20 protein-coding genes, 1 tRNA gene and 1 pseudogene are annotated in these 21,652 nt (G+C 57.8%); 18 read left to right on the top strand and 4 right to left on the bottom strand.

The genetic code is table 11. From position 1 onward, the window contains the following. Nucleotides 1-159: 159 nt before the first annotated feature. From smpB to K6U75_06445, 8 genes are all read left to right on the top strand, one after another. Nucleotides 160-645, top strand: coding sequence for an SsrA-binding protein SmpB (gene smpB / locus K6U75_06480; protein ID MCL6474681.1), 486 nt, complete (start codon nt 160-162; stop codon nt 643-645). Nucleotides 646-677: 32 nt separating this feature from the next. Continuing rightward, a complete protein-coding gene (locus tag K6U75_06475; GenBank protein ID MCL6474680.1) occupies nt 678-2,261 on the top strand; it encodes a serine/threonine protein kinase in 1,584 nt (527 codons plus the stop codon). A 9-nt stretch (nt 2,262-2,270) separates the two neighbouring features. Further along, entirely contained in the window at nt 2,271-3,656 is a 1,386-nt protein-coding gene (locus K6U75_06470; protein ID MCL6474679.1) for a 2-oxo acid dehydrogenase subunit E2, read from the top strand. A 167-nt stretch (nt 3,657-3,823) separates the two neighbouring features. After that, on the top strand, nt 3,824-4,225 hold the full coding sequence (locus K6U75_06465; protein ID MCL6474678.1) for an NERD domain-containing protein: 402 nt from the start codon (nt 3,824-3,826) through the stop codon (nt 4,223-4,225). 28 nt (nt 4,226-4,253) lie between these two features. Further along, complete coding sequence (locus tag K6U75_06460; protein MCL6474677.1) at nt 4,254-5,588, top strand: AAA family ATPase; 1,335 nt, start codon at nt 4,254-4,256, stop codon at nt 5,586-5,588. Nucleotides 5,589-5,730: 142 nt separating this feature from the next. Beyond that, nucleotides 5,731-6,834 carry a hypothetical protein gene (locus tag K6U75_06455; GenBank protein MCL6474676.1) on the top strand — a complete coding sequence of 368 codons (1,104 nt, stop codon included), beginning with the start codon at nt 5,731-5,733 and terminating at the stop codon, nt 6,832-6,834. A 51-nt stretch (nt 6,835-6,885) separates the two neighbouring features. After that, nucleotides 6,886-7,452, top strand: a complete 567-nt coding sequence (locus tag K6U75_06450; protein ID MCL6474675.1) for a Uma2 family endonuclease — start codon at nt 6,886-6,888, stop codon at nt 7,450-7,452. Nucleotides 7,453-7,578: 126 nt separating this feature from the next. Continuing rightward, a complete protein-coding gene (locus K6U75_06445; protein ID MCL6474674.1) occupies nt 7,579-8,349 on the top strand; it encodes a phytanoyl-CoA dioxygenase family protein in 771 nt (256 codons plus the stop codon). On the opposite strand, the gene K6U75_06440 is transcribed toward K6U75_06445, so the two are convergent. The 4 genes from K6U75_06440 to trpS are packed head-to-tail and all read right to left on the bottom strand — an operon-like array spanning nt 8,346 to nt 12,706. Continuing rightward, nucleotides 8,346-9,467 (bottom strand): M20/M25/M40 family metallo-hydrolase, encoded by a 1,122-nt coding sequence (locus K6U75_06440; GenBank protein MCL6474673.1) that lies wholly within the window; start codon nt 9,465-9,467, stop codon nt 8,346-8,348. The genes K6U75_06445 and K6U75_06440 overlap by 4 nt on opposite strands. Nucleotides 9,468-9,478: 11 nt before the next feature. Further along, on the bottom strand, nt 9,479-10,525 hold the full coding sequence (locus tag K6U75_06435) for an SIS domain-containing protein (GenBank protein MCL6474672.1): 1,047 nt from the start codon (nt 10,523-10,525) through the stop codon (nt 9,479-9,481). A gap of 21 nt (nt 10,526-10,546) precedes the next feature. After that, nucleotides 10,547-11,722, bottom strand: coding sequence for a GNAT family N-acetyltransferase (locus tag K6U75_06430; protein ID MCL6474671.1), 1,176 nt, complete (start codon nt 11,720-11,722; stop codon nt 10,547-10,549). A gap of 3 nt (nt 11,723-11,725) precedes the next feature. Next, nucleotides 11,726-12,706: a tryptophan--tRNA ligase gene (gene trpS, locus K6U75_06425; GenBank protein MCL6474670.1), complete on the bottom strand. Its 981-nt coding sequence runs from the start codon at nt 12,704-12,706 to the stop codon at nt 11,726-11,728. A gap of 204 nt (nt 12,707-12,910) precedes the next feature. On the opposite strand from trpS, the pseudogene K6U75_06420 reads away from it, so the two are divergent. From K6U75_06420 to cdaA, 10 genes and pseudogenes are all read left to right on the top strand, one after another. Then, nucleotides 12,911-13,090 (top strand): annotated as a pseudogene (locus K6U75_06420) (DUF1559 domain-containing protein). 552 nt (nt 13,091-13,642) lie between these two features. After that, nucleotides 13,643-13,852, top strand: coding sequence for a hypothetical protein (locus tag K6U75_06415; protein MCL6474669.1), 210 nt, complete (start codon nt 13,643-13,645; stop codon nt 13,850-13,852). A 53-nt stretch (nt 13,853-13,905) separates the two neighbouring features. Further along, entirely contained in the window at nt 13,906-14,961 is a 1,056-nt protein-coding gene (locus K6U75_06410) for a LacI family transcriptional regulator (protein MCL6474668.1), read from the top strand. 31 nt (nt 14,962-14,992) lie between these two features. After that, complete coding sequence (locus K6U75_06405) at nt 14,993-15,826, top strand: prepilin-type N-terminal cleavage/methylation domain-containing protein (GenBank protein ID MCL6474667.1); 834 nt, start codon at nt 14,993-14,995, stop codon at nt 15,824-15,826. A gap of 114 nt (nt 15,827-15,940) precedes the next feature. Continuing rightward, nucleotides 15,941-18,196, top strand: coding sequence for an AAA family ATPase (locus K6U75_06400; GenBank protein MCL6474666.1), 2,256 nt, complete (start codon nt 15,941-15,943; stop codon nt 18,194-18,196). A gap of 46 nt (nt 18,197-18,242) precedes the next feature. After that, nucleotides 18,243-18,317: transfer RNA gene (locus K6U75_06395), tRNA-Arg, on the top strand. A gap of 80 nt (nt 18,318-18,397) precedes the next feature. After that, nucleotides 18,398-19,123 carry a ribonuclease PH gene (gene rph / locus K6U75_06390; protein MCL6474665.1) on the top strand — a complete coding sequence of 242 codons (726 nt, stop codon included), beginning with the start codon at nt 18,398-18,400 and terminating at the stop codon, nt 19,121-19,123. Nucleotide 19,124: 1 nt separating this feature from the next. Beyond that, entirely contained in the window at nt 19,125-19,739 is a 615-nt protein-coding gene (rdgB, locus tag K6U75_06385) for an RdgB/HAM1 family non-canonical purine NTP pyrophosphatase (protein MCL6474664.1), read from the top strand. A 29-nt stretch (nt 19,740-19,768) separates the two neighbouring features. After that, entirely contained in the window at nt 19,769-20,617 is an 849-nt protein-coding gene (locus tag K6U75_06380; protein MCL6474663.1) for a hypothetical protein, read from the top strand. A gap of 117 nt (nt 20,618-20,734) precedes the next feature. Continuing rightward, on the top strand, nt 20,735-21,646 hold the full coding sequence (gene cdaA / locus K6U75_06375) for a diadenylate cyclase CdaA (GenBank protein ID MCL6474662.1): 912 nt from the start codon (nt 20,735-20,737) through the stop codon (nt 21,644-21,646). Nucleotides 21,647-21,652 lie beyond the last annotated feature (6 nt).

The following is a 21,652-nucleotide window of genomic DNA, read 5'->3' as shown; positions in this document are numbered from 1 at the left end:
CCTAGAAAGAGTATGCCGATAGTTTATGCGGATTGGGGAACCTCTTGTTTCGCCAGCGAGAACCTTGACGTTCTCCACAGGGATTGTATCACAGGGAAAGGGGAGCTTTCAAATCTTCGGTTGCTTGCAGACAGGATGATGAACTATAATAGGAATGCTATGGCAAAAGGAAAGTCGCAGCAAACGAAGGAATCGGGTGACCGCGTGGTGCTGGTGAATCGTCGCGCCTACCACGACTATGAGATACTGGAGACCTTCGAAGCGGGTATTGCGCTGGTTGGCACGGAAGTCAAGTCGGTTCGCGCGGGCAGGGTGAATCTACAGGACGCCTACTGCAAGGTGCAAAACGGCGAGGTATGGCTGTATAACATGCACATCAGCCCCTATTCACACGGCAACCGCTACAATCCTGACCCGGTGCGCCCTCGCAAGCTGCTCCTGCACAGGTGGGAGATAAACCGCCTGATGGGCAAGGCAGAGGTGAAAGGGCTGACCATTGTGCCGCTGAAGACATACTTCAAGCGCGGTTATGCGAAGGTGGAAATTGCCATCGTGCGCGGCAAGAAGCTGTATGACAAGCGCCAAGCCATCGCGGAACGCGACCGTCAGCGAGAAGAAGAACGCATGATGATGAACCGACAATAAGAGTAGAGGTTAGCGAAAGTGGTGAGGTTTCCGTGATAGGCACACACATCGGCAAATACCGCATTGTGCGCCAGCTGGGAGTAGGGGGCATGGCGCACGTTTACGAAGCACAGGATGAGACTATCGGGCGCACGGTCGCATTAAAGGTACTCGTGCTTCCCTCCATCATCAGCGAGAGCGAGCGTCTGGACATGGTGCGCCGCTTCGAGCGGGAGGCGCGTTCGGCGGGCAAGCTCTCGCACCCCAACATCGTTACCATCTACGAGGTGGGCAGCGCGAATGGGATGCACTATATCGCGATGGAGTTCATGCACGGCAAAACAGCGCGAGAGGTGCTGAACGAGGAGGGTAAACTCCCGCCGGACCGTGTATTGAACATCGTGAAACAGGTCGCCAGCGCGCTGGACTACGCGCACGCACGAGGTGTCATCCATCGCGATGTCAAGCCCGACAACATCGCCCTGCTGGAAGACGGTATTGTCAAGCTGACCGATTTCGGCATCGCGCGGCTGGCAAACGACCTGGTGCGCACGCAGGCGGGAATCATGGTGGGTTCACCCGCCTATATGTCGCCAGAACAGATTGTCGGTGATGAGATCGACGGACGTTCGGATGTATTTTCGCTGGGTGTAACCACTTACGAGCTGCTCACGGGTTCCAAGCCGTTTGACGCCAGCACCATTACCGCGGTGATGCACAAGATTATCTACGAACAGCCTGCCCCGGCGGAAGAACTGTCTCCCGCGGTGGAGCGCGTGCTGCGCAGAGCGATGGAGAAGGAGCCTGCCAAACGCTATCAGTCCGCCCGTGCGTTCGCCGAGGACCTGGGGTTGGCGATGCTCACCTCGGGTGCGCAGGGCGAGGCAGATATCTTCCACGCGCGTCCGCAGCCGTCCAAACCAGAGGTAGAGAAAACGGTTATTACCACGCCGCCAGAAGAGGTTCCTGTCCCGCCGCGCAAGCGAGGGTGGGGCTGGATAGCTGCTACGGCATCCGCTGCCGTCGTGCTGCTGGCTGTGGGGGCGTGGGTTGTGCTGAGTGGGAGCGACGGACAGTGGCGGCGCTATTTGGCGGATTGGGGTATCGTCCCCCAATCAGAGGCTGCGCCGGTATCCGCTTCGGAGACGAGTGCTGTCATTACGAAACCTGTGGGGGCGACCTACGTGTTGAGCGATTTTGAAATCGCAGCGGGCGGCTGGCGGGGCGAGACCACTGCTACCATCCTTCAGCGCGTGCGCGGCGGTGCGAGTCAGGGAGCATACTGGTTGAAGGTGATGAACCGTTCTCTGGAGTACGAACCTGCCCTCGCGGTGCGGCTGTCCCCCGAGTCCAGCGACTGGTCGCGCTTCGGGGATACGCTGGCGGTGGATATTTTCCTGCCAGCGCGGGTGAGCACAACCTGTCGCGCCACCCTGGCGCTGGTGGATAGTCAGGGGCAAAAGCATTATTTGCCCCAACCGGTCACTTTGCGCCCGGGTTTGTGGGTGAACGTGGAGTGGCGAGCAGGGGTTTTACTGTCCGATGTCCAAGAGTTACGCATAGAAGTAGAAAACCTGCCTGTGGGCGACACGGGATGGTTTGGCATTGACCACCTGCGAGTGTACCGCACGCAATAGGAGGGGAAGATGGCGGAATATTTCAACCTGCCCATGCTCGGGCAAACGATGGAGGAAGGCACCATCACAAAGTGGCTGAAAGCGGAAGGGGATTACATCCGCCGCGGCGATATCATCGCCGAGGTGATGACCGATAAAGCCAATCTGGAAGTGGACGCTACTTTCGAAGGCTACCTGCGCAAGATTCTGGCGACAGAAGGAGAAACCGTTCCTGTCAACGCGCCCATTGCCATTATCAGCAAGACACCCGACGAAGATATCTCCTCTTTGTTGACAACCAGCGCAACGAGCGAACCGCAGCCCGCTGCCGCACGGTCGGAAGCACCAGAGCCTGCCAGGGCAGCACCCTTTGCGGAAACCCCGGCGACGGCAGCTGCCAGGGAACGCCTGTTCATCAGCCCCCGAGCACGGCGTCTGGCACAGGAGAAGGGCGTGCCCCTGACATCACTGGCTGGCCGTGGCAGCGGACCCCAAGGGCGCATTCTGGAGCGCGATGTGGAAAGCGTCTGGCAGGAGCTGATGTCTGCAAAGCCGCGTGTGACGCCACTGGCAGAGAAAGTCGCCGCAGAAGCGGGCGTCGATGTGGCAGCGGTCGCAGGTACGGGAGTAGGCGGACGGGTGACGAAAGAAGATGTGCTTCGCGCTACCGCGCCCTCCGTCGCGCCGACACCACCTCCTCCTGTCGCGCCGCCCGCGCCGCCTGCAGGCGCACAAGCCATCAAACTGACAGGGCTTCGCAAGCTGGTGGCGGAGAACGTGGCGAAAGGGTTCTTCTCTGCGCCGCCGGTGACGCTGGTGGTAGAAGTCGATATGACCGATTGTGTGAACCTGCGCGAGCAGCTGCTGCCCGAGGTGGAGAAGGCATACGGCACCCGCCTGACCTATACCGACCTCATCGTAAAGGCGGCTGCCCGTGCCCTGCGCGAGCATCCGATGATGAACGCCACCCTGCAGGACGACCAGATTCTGATTCACGCCGACATCAACGTGGGCGTGGCGGTGGCGGTGGAGGACGGATTGCTGGTCCCTGTGCTGAAAAACGCCGACCGCAAGACGCTGGGCGAAATCTCCCGCGAGTTACGCGAACTGGCAGACCGTGCCCGCGCGGGCAAAAGCACCCCTGATGACCTTTCCGGCGGTACATTTACCATCACCAATCTGGGCGCGTACGACGTAGAGATATTCAACCCTGTGCTGGTGCCCGGGCAGACAGGCATCCTGGGGGTGGGGCGCATCGCGGAAAAGCCTGCTATCCGTGAGGGACAGGTCGTTGCTCGACACCTGATGAACCTGTGTCTCACCTTTGACCATCGCGTGCTGGACGGCGCCCCAGCATCCCGATTCTTGCAGCGGGTGAAGCAGCTGCTGGAGTCGCCGATTACAGCTCTCATATGATGCTCGTATGGACGGAAGACAATCGACGGAAGCAGGGTTCTACACGATGCTGCGTCCGGCGATGTGAGGACGTTGGGCTGTTAGTATTTGCGTGTGGCGAACGTATTGTTTGGGGCGAGGTCAGGGTATACGGTACCATTTGGCGCACAATTACCGAGGTGGTTAAGATGGCTGTGCTATATCCGAACGTGGAGGACATCAAGATACTGAGGCCGGCGCCTACTGAAGGCGAGTGGCGTCTTGTTCAGTTTCTAGCTCAACATCTCGACGATAGTTATGAGATTTTCTTTCAGCCCTGTCTCAACGGTGATAACCCTGACGTAATCGTAATGCGCAAAGGAAGCGGAGTACTAATTACCAAGGTGAAAGACTGGCTACTGCAGAGCTATTATATTGATGATAAAAATAGATGGAGGTTGAAAGAAAAAAAAGCTCCTATAAAATCTCCCCTTGAACAAGTGCTCGAATACAAAGAGAACCTTTTCGACTTACATATTGAGTCGTTGTTAGATAAAGATATCAGACCCACGATACTTCGGGATAGTGTCTTGCGCCGTCTATTTCCATAGGGCTTCTGAAGATGAGTTGAGGAAGTTCTTGTTCAGTGCCCCTAACAGCAGCAAACCCGAATACGACGAATACAAGAGGTTTATCGAGCGTTTCCACTTGTTGGGTTATGACTCGCTAACTGTGGAGCGGCTTCGGAAGCTAATTAGACAGTGTCACCTCGATCGCTCCTCTGTATTGTTCACTTCCGACCTGTACGAAAGCTTTAAGCGGTACCTCTTACCTCCCGTGCATCGAGCAGATCAAGGAAAGGAACCGACGCTTACTCGGGAGCAAGAAGTTCTGACCGTCAGCCGCGGGGGTGTCAGACAAAAAGTAAAAGGTGTTGCAGGAAGTGGAAAAAGTTTCGTGCGTGCACGGCGTGCTGTGAATGCTCATAAAAGAACCGGAGAGCCTGTCTTGATCTTAACTTTCAATCTCACCCTGAAGAACTATCTGCACGATCAGATTAGTCTGGTAAGCGAGAACTTTGATTGGAAAAATTTCATTATCACAAATTACCATCAGTTCTTCAAGTTTATGGCGAATAACCACAATTTGGAAATTGTGCGACTTTCGGACCTCGACAATCCTCGGTTCTTTGAAGCGGTGCGCGACGAGACCAAGTGTTACCGCGCTGTTTTCATCGATGAAGGGCAGGATTACAAAACAGAGTGGTATGAAGTAATAACTCGCTACTTCTTAGCTCCTGACGCGGAGTTTGTCGTCTTTGGTGATGATAAGCAAAACATCTATGGCAGACCATTGGATGAGAACCGAGAGCCTGTGGTCAAGAGCGTGCCGGGCAGATGGAACCGGAGCCTAAATGCGCCAATCCGCCTACAAGGCGAAATTGCGAACCTAGCAGAGCAGTTCCAGATCTGTTTCTTCAGGGAAAAGTATGCCCTTGACGAGTTCGCTGCTCCACAATTGTCGCTAGATTTTCAGCCAGTTCTAATTCAGTACCACCACTTTGTGGACCCGTCGGCGGGCAAGGTGTTTGCTAGGATATACGAGATAATTCGTAACCGAACAATTCATCCATCGGATGTAGCCATCGTCTCACCCCGAGTTGAGGTTCTTAGAGAAATCGATTTCCGATTTAGACACGAATTGCATGAAAAAACGACAACAACCTTTGAAACGCGAGAACAATACGAACAGTTGTCGCGCAAAATCGGGAAGCAGGCTGAAAAACTTCAGGAAGAATTGGAGAAGATTCGTAGGAATAGAAAGAATCACTTTTGGATGGGTACGGGCACGGTAAAGCTTTCCACAATCCATAGCTTCAAGGGATGGGAAGCACGTTCATTGTTTCTTATAATTGAGGAGAGAATGATACCGAACACGAATTTGCAACTGATGAACTCATCTACACAGGTTTGACTCGCGCACGCCTGAATCTTTTTATTTTTAACTTGGGTAATTCGCGATATGACGGCTTTTTCCGACAGCACGTAAAGGAGTGTTACACAGTATAAGAATAACGACGTTTCATGGGGCTTGAGACAATTTGGAGGACGCTGATATGACCTTCCGTGAGATGAATTTGCGGGTGTTTCGGGGTGAGCCGCTGCCGCATGTGTTCTTCCAGCCGCGCATCGAGCCCTGGTACGCCTGGCACAAACAGTTTGGAAAGCTCCCCGCCCGCTATCGCGAGATGAGCCTGCTGGAGCTGTTCGACGACCTGAAAGTCTCCATGCGTTACGTCCATTACTACACGGGAATGCCGGACCCGGTGGTGCGGCAGTTCTCTCCGGAGGTAAAAGTGCGTCATCACTGGGGGGAGCAAGAGGCTTATGTGGCTTACGAGACGCCTTATGGTGACCTGGTGGAGCGATACGCCCGCACCTTAGACGATACCTGGCGCACCGTGCAGTTCGCCGTGCGAACCGTAGACGACCTGCGCGCCCTGCGCTGGCTTTATCAGCACAGCACCTACACCTTCTCGCGCGAGAACTTCCAGCAGGGAAGCGAGTTCGTGGGCGAGCGCGGGGAACCGCAGTTCTGGGTACCCAAAAGCCCCTATCAGGCTCTGGCGCAGATATGGATGCGACTGGAGGATCTTATCTACGCGCTGACAGACTGCCCGCGCGAGGTGGAGGAGACCATGCGCGCGATTGAAGACTCGTACGACGTGCTCTACGAACAGATTATCGCCAGCGGCATGGTGCACATCGTGAACTTCGGAGAAAACATCCACGACAGTCTGCTCTCCCCGCGCTACTTCGAGTGCTACCTCGTTCCGTTCTGGGAGAAGCGGTCGGGGCAGCTGCGCAAGGCAGGCATCTTTACGCACGTGCATATCGACGGCTACTTCCGCTCGTTGCTGCCGTATCTGAAGGACCTGCCTTTCGACGGTCTGGAGGCGTTAACACCCCTGCCGCAGGGCGATGTGACGCCGGAGGAAATCAAAGAGCATATCGGCGATAAGGTCTTGCTGGATGGCATCCCGGCGATTCTTTTCCTGCCACCGTTCACGCGCGAGCAGTTGATGGAGATGGTGGAGAGGCTGGTGAAGCTCTTCCACCCACGTCTGGTACTGGGCATCTCCGATGAGCTACCCGAAGGAGGTGGAGAAGAACCGATGGAGCGCGTGCGGATGATCGCCGGGTGGTGCCTGAGACACTGAACCTTGCTCCGCAAAAGTGCCGTGTGCTACAATGGGTTCCGGTGAGGTCCGATGAGCCAGCACGCGCCGCCATTACAAAAGGATTGGACTCAGGACGAGTGGCTTTCTCTTCCTGAAGGCCCCCCGTATTACGAGTTAGAAGGAGGCAGGTTAGTCCTCATGCCTTCACCACACCGCAGGCACCAGCAGGTGACTGGTCTCCTCTTTGCTCGCCTGTATGAATATTGCCGTCAGCACGGATCGGGCACGGTGGTGATGGAGGTAGACGTTGCTTTGCCCAACGGGCGGGGATACATCCCTGACATCGCTTTCGTGGCGCGGGAGCGTGGATCGATGCTGTTGACGCCGGACGGGAAAGTGCGTGGGGCGCCCGATTTGGTAGTGGAAGTGCTGTCTCCGTCTACACGCCTGCGCGACCTGTTCACAAAGCTGGAGGGCTATCAGGACGCAGGTGTACGCTTTTACTGGGTCATCGATCCTGAAACCCTGCTGATTGCCGAGTACGAGCTGACTCCCGAAGGCTACGTCTTGCGCAGCCATGTGGAAGGTGATGCCGTCTTCCGCCCGCGTCTTTTCGAGGGACTGGAACTGAAGCTGACTGACTTGCTTGGCGACTAAGGCGGGATTGCGGGATAAGTCGCCGTCGCCGATTTGCCCATCCCCCGTTTGCCGTGAGCAGGATAGTTACACGTTCCCGACCAAATAGATTAGGTATGCAAAATAATCACGGAGGTGGGGACAGTGGTGCCTGAAGAATGGGAGGTCATCTCTCGCGCGACGCCCGAACAGGTGCGTTTTTATCAGGAGCACGGCTACGTGAAGCTGGGACGCCTCTTCACGCGGGAAGAGCTGGACGCGCTGCGCGACCATGTCGACGGTATGATTGCTTCGCTGCCGCCCGGCAAACGCCCGGAGGAGCTGGATGTGCCACACTTTGAAGACCCGTGGCTGTTTCGTTATCTGGCGCATCCGCGCGTGCTGGATGTGGTAGAGTGTTTCATCGGACCCGATATCGTTCTGTGGAGTAGCCACGTCATTGCGAAGCCCGGCGGGGATGGTAAAGCTGTACCCTGGCATACCGACGGCGACTACTGGGGCAGTCGGCTCTCCCCAATGGAGGTCATCACCTTATGGTTAGCCGTCGACGAGTCTACCCCCGAAAACGGCTGTATGCGCGTTATTCCCGGCTCGCACCGGTGGGCGCATCCCGGAAGAGATGCGTATCGCCCGGTGGATATGACCACACATGTGTTTTCCTCAGAGCTGGAGGGTGTTGACACTTCCCAGGCCGTGGATGTGGTGCTGGCAGAGGGTGAGTGCAGTGCCCATGATGCCTGGACCGTGCACGGCTCTGCCCCCAACACGTCCAGCAAGCGACGATGCGGCTACACCATGCGATACATGCCCGCTTATGTGGTACATCACGACCCGCCTGGCACGCATCGCATTTACCTGTTGCGGGGCAAAGACCGAACAGGCGGCAAAAACATTTACACGCCGGTACCCGAGCTTTAGCCGAGTGCCACCTGACGCACAATCTCCAGCACCCAGAGGGCGGTCTTCTCCAGGTCGGAGATGCGACAGCACTCGTCGTGGGTATGCACCTTATCCATGCCCGTGCTGAGCACGACGGTAGGGATGCCTTTGGCGTTAAACACATTGGCGTCGCTGCCGCCGCCCGCCAGTTTCGCCTCGTAGGGAAGCCCTAATGCGAGCGCGCTCTCACGGGCGACCTGCACGACCGGAGCGTCTTCGGGGAGGCGATATGCCTCATAGTGACGCGATGTTTCTACCTCCACCTGCGCACCCATTGCCTCCGCTTCCTCACGGAAGCAGGCTATCATGTGCGCTATCTGCGCTTCCAGCTTTTCGCTATTGTGGCTGCGCGCCTCGGCGCGGATTTCCACCTCCGGGCACACCACGTTAGTCGCCTGTCCGCCGTGAAACGAGCCGATGTTGGCAGTGGTCTCCCCGTCGATGCGTCCCAGCTTCATGCGGGCAATCGCGCGCGACGCCGCCACAATCGCGCTGATACCCTGTTCAGGAGCAGCTCCGGCATGGGCGGCACGTCCTATCACGCGCACCGTCAGGTGGTCGTGGGTGGGGGCACCCACAACCACTTTACCCACAGGCGGTCCCGTATCCAGCACGAAGCCCATCGTGGCGTTGACCCCTTGCAGAGGCAGGTGCTTCGCCCCCAGCAGACCAATCTCTTCCGCCACGCTGAGCAACAACCAGATTTCCCCGTGCGGAAGGTTGTTTTCCACGATACACTGTATTGCCTCCAGCAGCGGGGCGAGTCCCGCCTTGTCGTCCGCGCCAAGAATACTGGAGCCGTCGGTGCGGATCAGGTCGTCTTCCACGATTATCTGCACGTTCGGATTGGGCTCCACCGTATCGAAGTGCACGCTGAAGAAGATGGGGGGCACACCGGGCACGTTTGCGGGCAGCCGGGCGATGACGTTGTTCGCATTCCCGCCAATCTGTTTGCCTGCCTCATCCTGTTTGACTTCCAATCCCAGGCGAATCAAGCGGGGTATTACAGCCGCGATGATTTCCGATTCCTGTTTGGGCGGGCTGTTGATGCGACATAGTGCCAGGAAATCGTCCACCAGCCGCTGGGTGTTGACCATTGTGCTACCTCCTAACGGGTGATGGTGATTTTGCTCAGCCCACGCGGGCGGTCCGGGTCGTAACCGCGCGTTTCTGAGAGATGGAACGCGAATAGCTGACCCACCACGATGTAAACCAGAGGGCTGATACGCTCGGCAATATCACAAGGCAGCACTACCATGCGGGTGGCTAAACGCAGTATCTCCGGGTTACAGGAAATCACCACAATCTCTGCGCCACGCTCTCGCAGTCTTGCCGTCAGCTGGAGCATCGTCGCGTATGCGCTGCCGTTGGGGGCGTATACAAAGCAGGGGAATCCTGTATCCACCACGGCGATGGGTCCGTGCATGAAGTCGGCGGCAGAATAGGCGCGTGCAATCACGTAGCCTGTCTCCATCATTTTCAATGCCGCTTCGTGCGCAGTGCAAAAGTTGTATCCGCGTGCCAGCACCATGCAGGCAGACATATAGCGATAACGCTCGGCGAGCAGTTCTATCTCTTCCTCCATCGCCAGCACCTGCTCCATTCCCTGTGCCGCATCTTCGATGTCTTCACCGATACGCGACCGTCCCGCCAGAGCATCCACCAGCAGGGCGATATTCGCCAGTGTGGCGGTGTAGGTCTTGGTAGCGGCGACACTGCGTTCCTCGCCTGCATGACACAGCAATACATGCTCAGCTACCTGCGCCAGCTCGGAGCTGGGGTCGTTGGTGATAGCCGCTGTCAATGCCCCCGCGGCGCGAGCCGCGGAAACCACCTCCACCACGTCCTGCGCCTTGCCGGACTGGCTGATGCCGATGACCAGCGCGCGAGAGAGGTTGAGCTGCCCGTTGTAAAGCGTGAAGATGGAGGGTGCCGCCGAGGCGACCGGGATGCCTGCTTCTATCTCCAGACGGTATTTGGTGTAAAGTGCTGCGTTGTCCGAGGTGCCTCGAGCGCTAATCATCGCAAACTGGATGCCCCTGTCGCGGATTGCCTGCGCCAATGCCTGTGCAGAGCGCACACTTTTCTCCGCCACAGTGCGAATCACCTGGGGTTGTTCGTGTATTTCACGATGCATGTGGTGTTGTTCTGCCATGGTACTGCTCCTCAGCTCTTTTTAGAAACCGTCCCACGCCCAGTATATCGCGGGCTGACGGGGAAACATCACGTTCAGTAGGACGCGCGTCTGAGGGGGAACAGGTTCGGGAAGTTCCTCCGCACCGACCAGCCCGAAAACCAGACCCAGAAACTGCGCCTGCGTTATTGCCACTTCGGGCAGGGCATTTGCATCCCGCGTCACCTCATCGCCCGCCGCCCTCAAACCTATTGTGCCCGAAGGCAGGCGGAGCCGCACCGTACCTTTAGCACCCACTGCCTGTATGCGCCGGGATAACTCGGGTAAGAGTTTGTTTACCAGCGGCTGCAGACGTATCACGCGCACCATCGGCAGGTACTCGTGCCACGTAAAACGATGGAACAGGTTGCGTACAACGCCCATCAATGCAGGATCTCGGGGAATATGCAGACGCGCCTGGGTCACCTGGCATTCCGCAGCCAGCCGCGTGACGTGCAGCATGAGTGCGAACACACACTCACTGTATGCAGGTAGCCAGCCCACTTCCGTGACCGAGAGGCTTTCGCCTATCGGGGCAACAATATATCCCACCACTTTGCCAGCAGCCTCTGCCACGTAGACATCCGGCGGCGTGCGTTCTTCCCACCCTGTCCAGCCGCGTAGGTAGGCAGGGGAACGCACTACGGTGAAGCTGCGTCCCGCATTACACTGCTCATAGCACGCGCACAACGCCTCGAGGTCAGCGTCGGCAAGCGGACGGACACGGTATCCGCCTTCGGGGAGAGGAAGCTCGGGGCGGATTTCGGCGTGCATCACTTTTACGGGCAGATTCTCCCATCCCAAACGTGCATAGAAGCCGTGAATGCCCGTGAAGAGCATCGAAAAATCGAAGCCGTCGTTCTCCATCACGGTGATGGCATCGCGCAGCAGCTGGGTGGAATACCCCCTCGAACGGTAGGCAGGGACCGTGCCCACGTTAGCGATGCCACCCAGTGTCAACGTCGCCTGCCCAACGCGCACCTCTCGCCGCACAATCTGTACCGCCGAGACCATCCGCTTGCCCTCGAAGGCACAACGCGTGTATTCGGGATGGAACCAGGGGTCGCCCGTGAAATACTTGCGGAAATACTCACGCGGGGTGTCCGAGAAAGCGGCATCCCAAACGTCCAGGCACGCCTCGAATTCATCGGGATGGATCGCTCGGAAAGTAACTTCCATTGCTCACTCCAGATGCATGGCAGCGCGTACTTCTTTCATTGTTTCGCTGGCAACCGCACGTGCTTTCTCTGCTCCTTCCTTCAGGATGCGCTCCAGCTCGCCCGCTTTCGCCAGCAGTTCCTGTCTCCGGTGACGCAGTGGGTCCAGCGCGGTATTCAGGTTGCTCGCCAGCTGCATCTTGCAATCCACACAACCGCGTTGTCCGGCGCGGCATTCGCTTTCGATGGTCTGTATCTCTTCCTTGCTGTATATCTGGTGCAGGGCGAAGACCACGCACCCTTCGGGGTGACCGGGGTCGTTCTTGCGAATCTTCTGAGGATCGGTAAAAGCCTGCCTTACCTTTTGCGTTACGGTCTGGGCATCGTCAGAAAGGTAGATGGCGTTATCGTAAGACTTGCTCATTTTGCGCCCATCCAGCCCCGGCACACGCGCGGCTGGCGTCAGTAGCGCCTGAGGTTCGGGAAATACTTCGCCATAGAGATAGTTAAACCGTCGGGCGACTTCCCGCGTCAGCTCCAGATGGGGCAGCTGGTCTTCGCCCACAGGCACCACTTGCGCCTTGTAGATGAGGATGTCCGCCGCCTGCAGCACCGGGTAGCCCAGCAAGCCATAGGAGACAGACTCCAGCTGCAGGTTCTCGCGCTTCTCCTTGTAGGTAGGGACCCGTTCCAGCCAGCCCAGCGGGGTAATCATCGAGAAGAGTAGGTGCAGTTCGGCGTGCTCTTTGATGTGAGACTGTACGAAGATGGCGCACTTTTCGGGGTCCAGCCCCGCAGCGATATAGTCGATCGCCACTTCGCGCACGTTGTGCGGTATCTCTTCGGTGCGCTCGGCGAGTGTTGTCAGCGCGTGCCAGTCTACAATGCAGAAATAGGAATCATACTGGTGCTGCAGCTGCACCCAGTTGCGCAGCGCGCCCTCCAGATTGCCCAGATGCAAAACGCCAGTCGGCTGCATTCCGCTGAGAAGGCGGGGTTTGGACATCAAGCGTGCTACCTCCCGAGAAACAGGTTCATCACACGCATTATAACGGAATGACACGGGGTATGCAAGGGCAGGTAAGAAAGCGGTTTTTTGAGGGAATTTGTGGAAAAATGTTGCGAAATCTCTTGACATCAAGGAAACACCTCTGTTAAGATATTGTTGCGTAACCGATTACGCGAAAATTTCAAGGAGGGTGTAAGCACAATGAAACGACGCGCATTCACGCTCATCGAGCTGCTGGTGGTTATCGCGATTATCGCGATACTGGCAGCCATCCTGTTCCCTGTGTTCGCACAGGCACGGGAGAAAGCACGTCAGACCTCGTGTTTATCCAATCTCAAGCAGCTGGGGCTCGCGATTGTCATGTATGCGCAGGACTACGACGAGAAGTTCCCGAATGCGGGCAGCTGGGAGTGGTGGGAGTGGCAGGCCGAGCATGATAATCCCGCTACCTTCCCGGGAGGCATCGTCTTCCGTCTGCGCCCCTACGTGAAGAATATGGGCATTTTCGCCTGCCCAAGCGACAACGGCGCGCCGCTGACCTGGTGGGGCATCAATGTGCCCAATATGTGGAGCCCCGACTGGACGGGCAAAACCAGCTACGAGTATTACGCCAAGCCTGCCGCGATGTTCTGCTGGATGCCTGCACTGTGTGATAACGGTACCCGGCGTTGCGACAACGGACTGTCTATTTACGTGATTACCAACTGGGATAGCTGCTCCGGCTATCACTCGGGCGACAGCCGCTCGCTGGCGTCGGTGACCAACCCCGCCGAGAAACCCACCATCGGAGATTTGGTATACTATCACATGACGGGCCGCACAGCAGGAATGTCGCGCAAGAACGCGGCTTACGCCGACGGGCATGCCAAGTTCCAGAACGGCGACAGGCTGGACTACTTCGAGCGCGCCGCACCACTATAAGGAGAAGAGGTGATGTCACCCTTGAAGCGTGAAATCAGCCCGCTGACGGCGGTGGTGATCATCGGGCTGGTGCTGCTCGTGGTGGTCGTGCTGGGCTGGTGGTCTACCCGTCCCAAAAACCCTCCGCCACCGGGGATGCAACAGCCGCCACCCGAAGTGCTGGAGGCGATTAAACGCTCCAAAGAGCAGTGGGAGCAACAGCAGAGAAATATGCCGAGATAACTCTGATGTCCGAACCCGCATGGGTTCGGACATCAGAATCGTGAGGACTGCGCATGAAAAGACTTCGTGCCGATATGGATATGATTGCCCGGGAAGTGGGGGTGTCTAAAACGACCGTCTACCGCGCCCTGCACAATAAGGGCAGGATACACCCCGAAACCCGTGAGCACATTCTTCGTGTCGCTCAGGAGCTCGGTTATCGCCCAAACCTGGTCGCCAGAAGCCTGCGGATACAGAAAACCTCGACCGTCGGTCTGGTCGTCATCGGTCTCACCGGCTGGTTCTACTCGCACATTCTGGAAGGCGTGGACGGCGTAGCGCAGGCAAACCAGTATGGCGTACTGCTCGCCTGCTCCTACGGCTACCCCGAGAGGGAACGAGAAATCATTCAGATGCTGCTGGACAAGCGGGTGGACGGATTGATTGTAGCCCCCGCAGACCCCGAAGAGAACAGAGATTTCTACGAGGAACTGCTGGTATTACAGGTGCCTGTGGTGCTGATAGACCGCTACATTCCCGGTTTGCCGATTGATTTTGTAGCGACCAACAATGAACTGGGCGGCTATCTGGCAACCCGACATCTACTGCAACTGGGCAGGCGACAGATTGTGTTTGTATCGAACGGGTCACGGGAGCGGCGTGCGACTTCGGTCGTCGGGCGTTTTGCAGGTTACCAGCGCGCCCTTGCCGAGTGCGATATCTGTCAGACTATCGAACTTGGTCCTGGCTTGCCCGACATCTTGCCGGAAGAGGAGTACGCCTACAATGCGGTCAGCCACTATCTGGATCAGGGCGGGACAATGGATGGCGTTTTCGCGGTGAACGACGATGTGGCTTATGGCGCCATCCGTGCCCTGCAAACACACGGTATCCGCGTGCCGGATGATGTTTCCGTAGTCGGCTTCGACAATCAGGACACCAGCAAATTCTTCCTGCCCCCGCTCACTACGGTAGCACAGCCGATGCGGGAGATAGGTCAGCAGGCTGCGTCCCTCTTGCTGGAAAGGATACACAAAGGCAGGGCGACGCCGCAACAACAGACTCTTCTGGCTCCACATCTGGTGGTCCGGCAATCGTGTGGAGCCCAGCACCCGACAAACGAGGCGTAACAGCGTCGTTGTTCATAACACGCGGCACCGCTTGACAACAGGAAGTGGAGTATGTTATGATAAATATGCGACAACGATTACGCAACAGAAGGAGGTTTCAACTGTGTCCAGACGCGGCTTTACCCTGATCGAATTGCTCGTGGTCATCGCGATTATCGCGATTCTCGCGGCAATTCTTTTCCCCGTGTTTGCCCAAGCACGGGACAAAGCCCGGCAGACTGCCTGCCTGTCGAACATGAAGCAGCTCGCTACCGCCATGGCGATGTATGCCCAGGATTATGATGAGACCACGATTTTGCTATGGTGGTTTCCACAGCCGGACGGTAGTGCCATCCATTGGGTGCAGCGCATCTACCCATACGTGAAAAACAACGGGGTGTTTTTGTGCCCCAGCGCACCTCGTGTCAATCCGACAGACATGACTCGCACCGACAACGGTGCAGCAGGTCCCGCTTACGCGGGCAACTGGCATGTGGGATGGGGTGTATCGCTCGCCGCCTATGAGCGTGTGGCTGACGCGATTATCATCGGCGAGACCGGCGTGAACGACTGGAACGGTAACGGCAGTCTGATTCGCGCAGCATCGACCATGAACCCCTGGCACCACAACGACATCGGCGGTGGGTTCCCTGACTGGGCGTCGGTGCGCTGTCAGCAGAGATACGATGCCTTCCATCCGTATGCGGCTTCGCGCGGGCAGTCAGGTTTTGCCATCCACTGGCGCCACGCGAACGGCGCGAACTTCGTGTTCGCAGACGGACACGCCAAGTGGATCCGACAACCCGGGCTGAAGCCAGAGAACTTCTATCCGGGCAATCCTCCCAACTACGCATACGAAGACCCTGCCAACTGCTCGACACTATAGCGGTCATGTCATGCGGCTGGTCAGGAGGGTACTCCTCCTGACCTTTTTGTGATTCGTTCTGCCCTGCGAACAGCGCTGGTTGACAACGCCTTCCTTCATGCGCATAATACCCGTATGAACATCATGGCTCTGTACGAAAACCTCAAAGCCGCAGTGGAAGCGGAAATCATCGCCCAACAAGCGGATAAAGCAAACCTCAAAAGCCTGCGTGCCGTGTGGGCAGAGCGAATCCGCCAGATGGAAGAAGAGAGGGCTGTGTACCGCTTTGAGACCGCCAAACAGGTACACCCGTCTCTGGAAGACGCCCCTGTGGTGGTAGATACAGGCGAAGTGGAAGTACCGGGCGAGGTCATCTTTGCGCTGGGATATGAGGTGCACGTGGTTACCGCCGACCTCGGCGAGTCTCTGGACGCGTGCCAGCTTTTGATCGACCTGACCTTCATTCTGGAACGGCTGCATCAGCTTCTGGAAGAGCAAATCCGGTCTCCGCACCACTTCGAGATAGCCATGGCGGAGGCGGTGCTGGGGCTTCGCCGCCTGGCGGAGGTGTCGGCAAACGGCGGAGTCTGCCATCTCCTGCGCTGTATGCAGCAGGATGCTCCTGCACACGAGCGACCGAACCCCGAGCAACGCGCTGCGATTGACCTGTCCAGCCATGCACCCGTGCTGTTTGTATGGGGTCCTCCCGGCACAGGCAAAACTACCACGCTGGCGTGGATTGCCGAGGTGTGTGTGCGGCGGGGTGAGAGCGTGTTGCTCGTCTCCAATACCAATGTGGCGGTAGACCGCGCCCTGACCAAATTACTGGATGCAGTGGGTAGCGATGGTGAATGGGCACGCAGGATGGCGCAGGGTGCAATATTGCGTCTGGGTATATCGGAATTGCCTCTACTCCAGCCGTTACTGCTGAGCAGTCATCTGGAGCGGCTCGGAACAGCCAATGAGTCTGAACACAACCGCAACAGAGGCGAACACAGCTCCCAAAACGAGAGACGACGCCTGATAGAAAAGGCGCAACTGATTGCCTGCACACTGGCAAAAGCCGCCACCGACCCCTACCTGCGTGAGAGACGGTTCGATGTACTGCTGATAGACGAAGGAAGCATGGCGCCTCTGCCTTATGTCGCTGCGCTTGCTGCATTGTGTCGGAAGCGGGCGGTTATCGGCGGCGATTTCCGCCAGCTGCCGCCTATCAGCGTGACGCAGGACGAGGATGCGGCACGATGGCTGAACACCGACATTTTCCAGCAAGCAGGCATCGTCGCGCCAGATGGGAGCGTGCAGCACCGCTGGAATCTGGTGTCTCTGGCGGAACAGTGGCGCATGCGAACCCCCATCTGCGAGCTGGTGAACGAGCCGATGTACGAAGGAATGCTTCGCACTCCCGAGCACCTTCACGGCAATGCGGAGGATTGCCTCTACCTTGTGGATACCGCCCCCATGCGAGCCTGTTCCGACCGCACCAGCGGGTATTCCCATTTCAACGTCGCTAGCGCGCTGGTATGCGTGGGGCTGACGCAGCGCCTGCTGAGCGAAAACCCCTTTGCACGCATCGGCATCGTGACTCCGTATAACGCACAGGCATCTCTGATACACGCCATGCTGCTGGATTGCGACCTCGCGCATGAGGTGCGTGTGGCTACCGTGCACCGATTTCAGGGCGAGGAGAGACAGGTTATCCTTTTTGATTGTGTAGACGCCCCGCCTTTCGGTTGGGTGGGGCATTTCCTGCGTGGCAGTAGCCCCGCCGAGGAGAGCACACGCCTGCTGAATGTGGCGGTGACGCGGGCACAGCAGCAGCTCTATCTGGTGGGTGATGCCGGATATCTGGAGCGCAAGCTGCCCCCACAGGCTTTGCTGCGGTATATCCTGCAGAGCATCCGCGATGGGGGAACGGTGACAGATGGTTCACGTTTTGCCGGTGTAGCTCTGGATAACAATCGCCTGTGGCGATGGGTGGGCGAAACCGATTTTGCCCAAATGCTTCAGCAAGACCTGCGTGAAGCGATGCGGGGAAGGGGGGGCGTTACGGTTATGGAGCCTCTGCTGCACCGCGACGACGGAGAAACGCTGGCAGACTTATTGCTGAACCTGCTGCGAGCAGGCGTGGATGTAACCATTCTGCACGCCGAAGAGGCAGACCTGCACGAGCGAACCGTGCATTTGCGTCAGGCTGGGGTGCGGCTCACCGCTCTGCGCCTGCCGCAGGGCAGGCAGGGGTTTCAGGACTGGTGCGTTTTTATCGGAAGGCAGGCAGTGTGGTGGGGCAGCGTGGTGATGCCGTATCGGGGTGCGGCGTTCGTGAGAGTGGCTTCTCGGGCGACCATGAACGAGCTGCAGTTTCTGCGCCGCCCGCGTTCCGGGGTATAGGTTTTGACAACGGCGTCAACTGAGGTTATAATAAAGGTGTGAGTGCGCCCCCGTAGCTCAGTGGATAGAGCGCCGGCCTCCGGAGCCGGGTGCGGAGGTTCGATTCCTCTCGGGGGCGCCATTTTATTGCTTCCGTCTTCCGCTGCAGGCGCTTTTCAGTTATAATCTTAGTGACGCAATTCAGCAGAAAGGGGTCGGTTCATGGCACGTCCTGATGGGCGCGGCTCACAGGAGCTGCGTCCCCTGCGTTTAACGCGGGGGGTGATGAAGTACGCGGAAGGTTCTTGCCTGATTGAAGCAGGAGATACCCGCGTGATTTGTACTGCCTCAGTAGAGGACCGCGTCCCGCCTTTCCTCAAAGGTACGGGAACGGGCTGGGTAACGGCAGAGTACGGGATGCTACCTCGTTCCTGTCGCCAGCGCACCCCGCGCGAGATTACCAAAGGTGCTCCGGGCGGACGCACCATGGAGATACAGCGGCTCATCGGACGCGCGTTGCGCTCGGTGGTGCAGCTGGAAAGCCTGGGAGAACGCACTATCACTATCGACTGCGATGTCCTGCAGGCAGATGGGGGCACGCGCACCGCATCGATCACTGGTGGTTTCGTGGCGCTGGCGGAGGCTCTGCACTGGATGCGCCAGAAGGGCATGATGAAGCACATGCCTCTAAACGACATCGTAGCGGCGGTGAGCGTGGGGGTGGTCGGTGGCGCAGACCTGCTTGACCTTTGCTACGATGAGGATTATCAAGCCTCAGTGGATATGAACGTGGTGATGACGGGCAAGGGCAAGTTTGTGGAGGTGCAGGGTACGGCGGAAGGTTTGCCCTTCGGTAGAGATCGACTCAACAAATTGTTGGACCTGGCGCAGCAGGGATTGGAGCAAATTTTTAAGATACAGCGCGAGGTGCTGAAAGACATTCTGTAAGATGGAACGAGAACTGGTCATTGCCACCAACAACCTCAAAAAGTTCCGCGAGATGAACGCCCTGCTGCAGGTGCTGGAGGAGGACGGCATCGCGATCAAGTCGCTACGGGATTTCCCCGCGTATCCTGAGCCCGAGGAAGACGGGGATGACTACATTACCAATGCCCTTGCCAAGGCACGTGCAGCCGTAGCGCAAACGGGCAGGGTCTGCATTGCCGACGACAGCGGGCTGGAGGTAGACCACCTCGGCGGCAAACCGGGGGTGCATTCCAAGCGGTTTGCAGGGGAAGATACGCCCTGGGAGGTCAAAATCTCCAAACTGCTGGAGCTGCTGGAAGGTGTCCCGCAGGAACAGCGGGGAGCGCGGTTTAATTCGGTAGTTGCCATCAGCACTCCATGGGATGCTGAGTATACTCTGCGCGATACCTGTCGCGGATGGATTTACTGGGAACCCCGCGGCGAGCATGGCTTTGGCTACGACCCCGTGTTTTACCTGCCCGAGCTGGGCTGCACCATGGCGGAGCTACCGATGGAGCAAAAGAATCGCATTAGCCACCGCGCGAAGACCCTGTCGGCAGCGATACCGCTACTGAAATGGGTATTTCGCGTGGGGTAAAATACTCATGGCAGGAGTGATTGATGGACATGACGGTACAAGATCTCCATGATTTAATACGTCTTCTGGAGGAGCATCCGGACTGGCGTGCGGAACTGAGACGGGTTCTTTTGAGCAGCGAGCTGCTAGAGTTGCCCGAGCTCGTCCGCGAGATTGCAGCGATACAACGTCGGCATTCGGAGCTGCTGGAACAACACTCGCGTGAGATTAGCGAGCTGCGAGCGCTCGTGATGCAACTGATTGAAGCCCAACGGCGCACCGAACAGCGCGTAGAAGAGTTAGCGGAAGCCCAACGGCGCACGGAAGAGCAGATAGCGGCTTCTCGTGCGGAGACGGATGCACGCTTCCAGGAGTTGGCGGAGGAGATACGCCGTTTGAGCAGGACGGTAGACCGGCTTGCGGAGTGGCAGCGGGGTGAATCTGGGCGTCGCGAAGGCGAACAGTACGAGCAACATACCCTGCGACGCGCTCCGAACCTCTTCGCCGGCGGCGAGGGAGGTAACGCGATTGAGTTCAGCGTGCGGCGTCGTATCTCAAGGTGGCTGCAGCCCTACTATCAAGAACAACAGATGCCGGAACCTCTTGCCGACCCGCTGCTGGCTGATATTATCTGGTGGAAGGGAGACGAGGTCGTGGTCGCCGAGGTGTCGCAGAAAGTGAACGGGCAGGACGTTCGTCGTGCAAAGCTTCGGGCAAACACGCTGCGTGAGGTGGGCGTTCAGGCTATACCTGTCGTGATTGGTGAGGAGTGGGCAACTCCCGAGTCGCAGGCGCTGGCGCAGCAAGAAGGCGTGGAGTGGATGGTAGGCGGGGGCGTCTCACAGGGCTTCCTTCGCTTCCGGCGTCTTCCCTCTGAACCACCATCTGAAACCATTTGATGGAACCCACTGGCTGCAAACGGTGTCAGAGATAGAGATGGAACAGGTTGCAGCAGGCAGTGGGTTGTGCTATACTGAAACCGTCCCCATCACATTTTCAGGTAGCAGGGTGGTGCATTGTCCGTCATTGAAGCGGTATTCAAGCCGTTACTGGTGACCCTAAGCGAGCTGGATGTGGCATCCACGCTGGTGTTGCTGGTAGACATCCTCGCTGTAGCCTACCTGCTTTATCGCCTCATCCTCCTGGCAAAGGGCACCCGCGCGTGGCAAATCATGTCCGGGCTGTTCCTTTTCTTCCTGCTGATGTATATCAGCGGTAAGCTGGGCTTAACCACGCTCAACTGGCTGATGCGTCAGGTGCTGCCCCTGGGGCCTGTAGCGCTGGTTATCCTCTTTTATCCCGAGCTTCGCCATGTGCTGGAGGAGATGGGACGGCTTGGCTTCTGGGGACAGAGTATCAACCCTACGGGACGCGAGAACCTGACGGCTGTGGTCAATGAGGTGGTACGCGCCGCCACCGAGATGGCACGACAGAAAATCGGCGCGCTTATCGTGTTTGAACCGTATCCTTCGCTGGACTATTATGTCTCACCGGGCGTACCCGTAGATGCGAAGGTCAGCGCACGCTTGCTGACCTCTTTGTTTTACCCGGGCAATCCGTTGCACGACGGTGCTGTTGTTATCTGTGGCGACCGTATCGTCGCGGCGGGTTGCACTTTACCCCTGACGGAGAACCCGATGATTGACCAGAACGTGCACATGCGCCACAAGGCGGCAATAGCGGCGTCGGAAAGGGGTGCGGTCGCGCTGGTGGTTTCGGAGGAGACGGGCATCATCTCGGTTGCTTTTTCGGGAAGGTTACAGCGCGGTTTCCGCGAGGACACCCTGCGCGAGCGGCTGATAAACCTGCTCTCCGCACAACCTCCCAGACAGGCGCTGGAGAGCCTGCGCCAGACCATGCGCTGGCGTCCTGCGTGGACCTTTGGTCGACGGCAGCAGGAGCAATCTGCGCGGACGGGGAGGAGGTAGACAGTC

This window comes from Bacillota bacterium (assembly GCA_023511455.1).
Lineage (GTDB): Bacteria > Armatimonadota > HRBIN16 > HRBIN16 > HRBIN16 > HRBIN16.
Note: the sequence above shows the minus strand (reverse complement) of the source record. Positions and strands in the feature narration are given on the sequence as shown.

Coding starts and splice junctions, on each gene's coding strand:
- K6U75_06430 (MCL6474671.1), bottom strand. CDS start 11,722: ATGGAAGTTACTTTCCGAGCGATCCATCCCGATGAATTCGAGGCGTGC.
- K6U75_06400 (MCL6474666.1), top strand. CDS start 15,941: ATGAACATCATGGCTCTGTACGAAAACCTCAAAGCCGCAGTGGAAGCG.
- K6U75_06410 (MCL6474668.1), top strand. CDS start 13,906: ATGAAAAGACTTCGTGCCGATATGGATATGATTGCCCGGGAAGTGGGG.
- K6U75_06450 (MCL6474675.1), top strand. CDS start 6,886: ATGAGCCAGCACGCGCCGCCATTACAAAAGGATTGGACTCAGGACGAG.
- K6U75_06435 (MCL6474672.1), bottom strand. CDS start 10,525: ATGGCAGAACAACACCACATGCATCGTGAAATACACGAACAACCCCAG.
- K6U75_06465 (MCL6474678.1), top strand. CDS start 3,824: ATGGCTGTGCTATATCCGAACGTGGAGGACATCAAGATACTGAGGCCG.
- smpB (MCL6474681.1), top strand. CDS start 160: ATGGCAAAAGGAAAGTCGCAGCAAACGAAGGAATCGGGTGACCGCGTG.
- rph (MCL6474665.1), top strand. CDS start 18,398: ATGGCACGTCCTGATGGGCGCGGCTCACAGGAGCTGCGTCCCCTGCGT.
- K6U75_06470 (MCL6474679.1), top strand. CDS start 2,271: ATGGCGGAATATTTCAACCTGCCCATGCTCGGGCAAACGATGGAGGAA.
- trpS (MCL6474670.1), bottom strand. CDS start 12,706: ATGTCCAAACCCCGCCTTCTCAGCGGAATGCAGCCGACTGGCGTTTTG.
- K6U75_06440 (MCL6474673.1), bottom strand. CDS start 9,467: ATGGTCAACACCCAGCGGCTGGTGGACGATTTCCTGGCACTATGTCGC.
- K6U75_06415 (MCL6474669.1), top strand. CDS start 13,643: ATGTCACCCTTGAAGCGTGAAATCAGCCCGCTGACGGCGGTGGTGATC.
- K6U75_06380 (MCL6474663.1), top strand. CDS start 19,769: ATGACGGTACAAGATCTCCATGATTTAATACGTCTTCTGGAGGAGCAT.
- K6U75_06455 (MCL6474676.1), top strand. CDS start 5,731: ATGACCTTCCGTGAGATGAATTTGCGGGTGTTTCGGGGTGAGCCGCTG.
- rdgB (MCL6474664.1), top strand. CDS start 19,125: ATGGAACGAGAACTGGTCATTGCCACCAACAACCTCAAAAAGTTCCGC.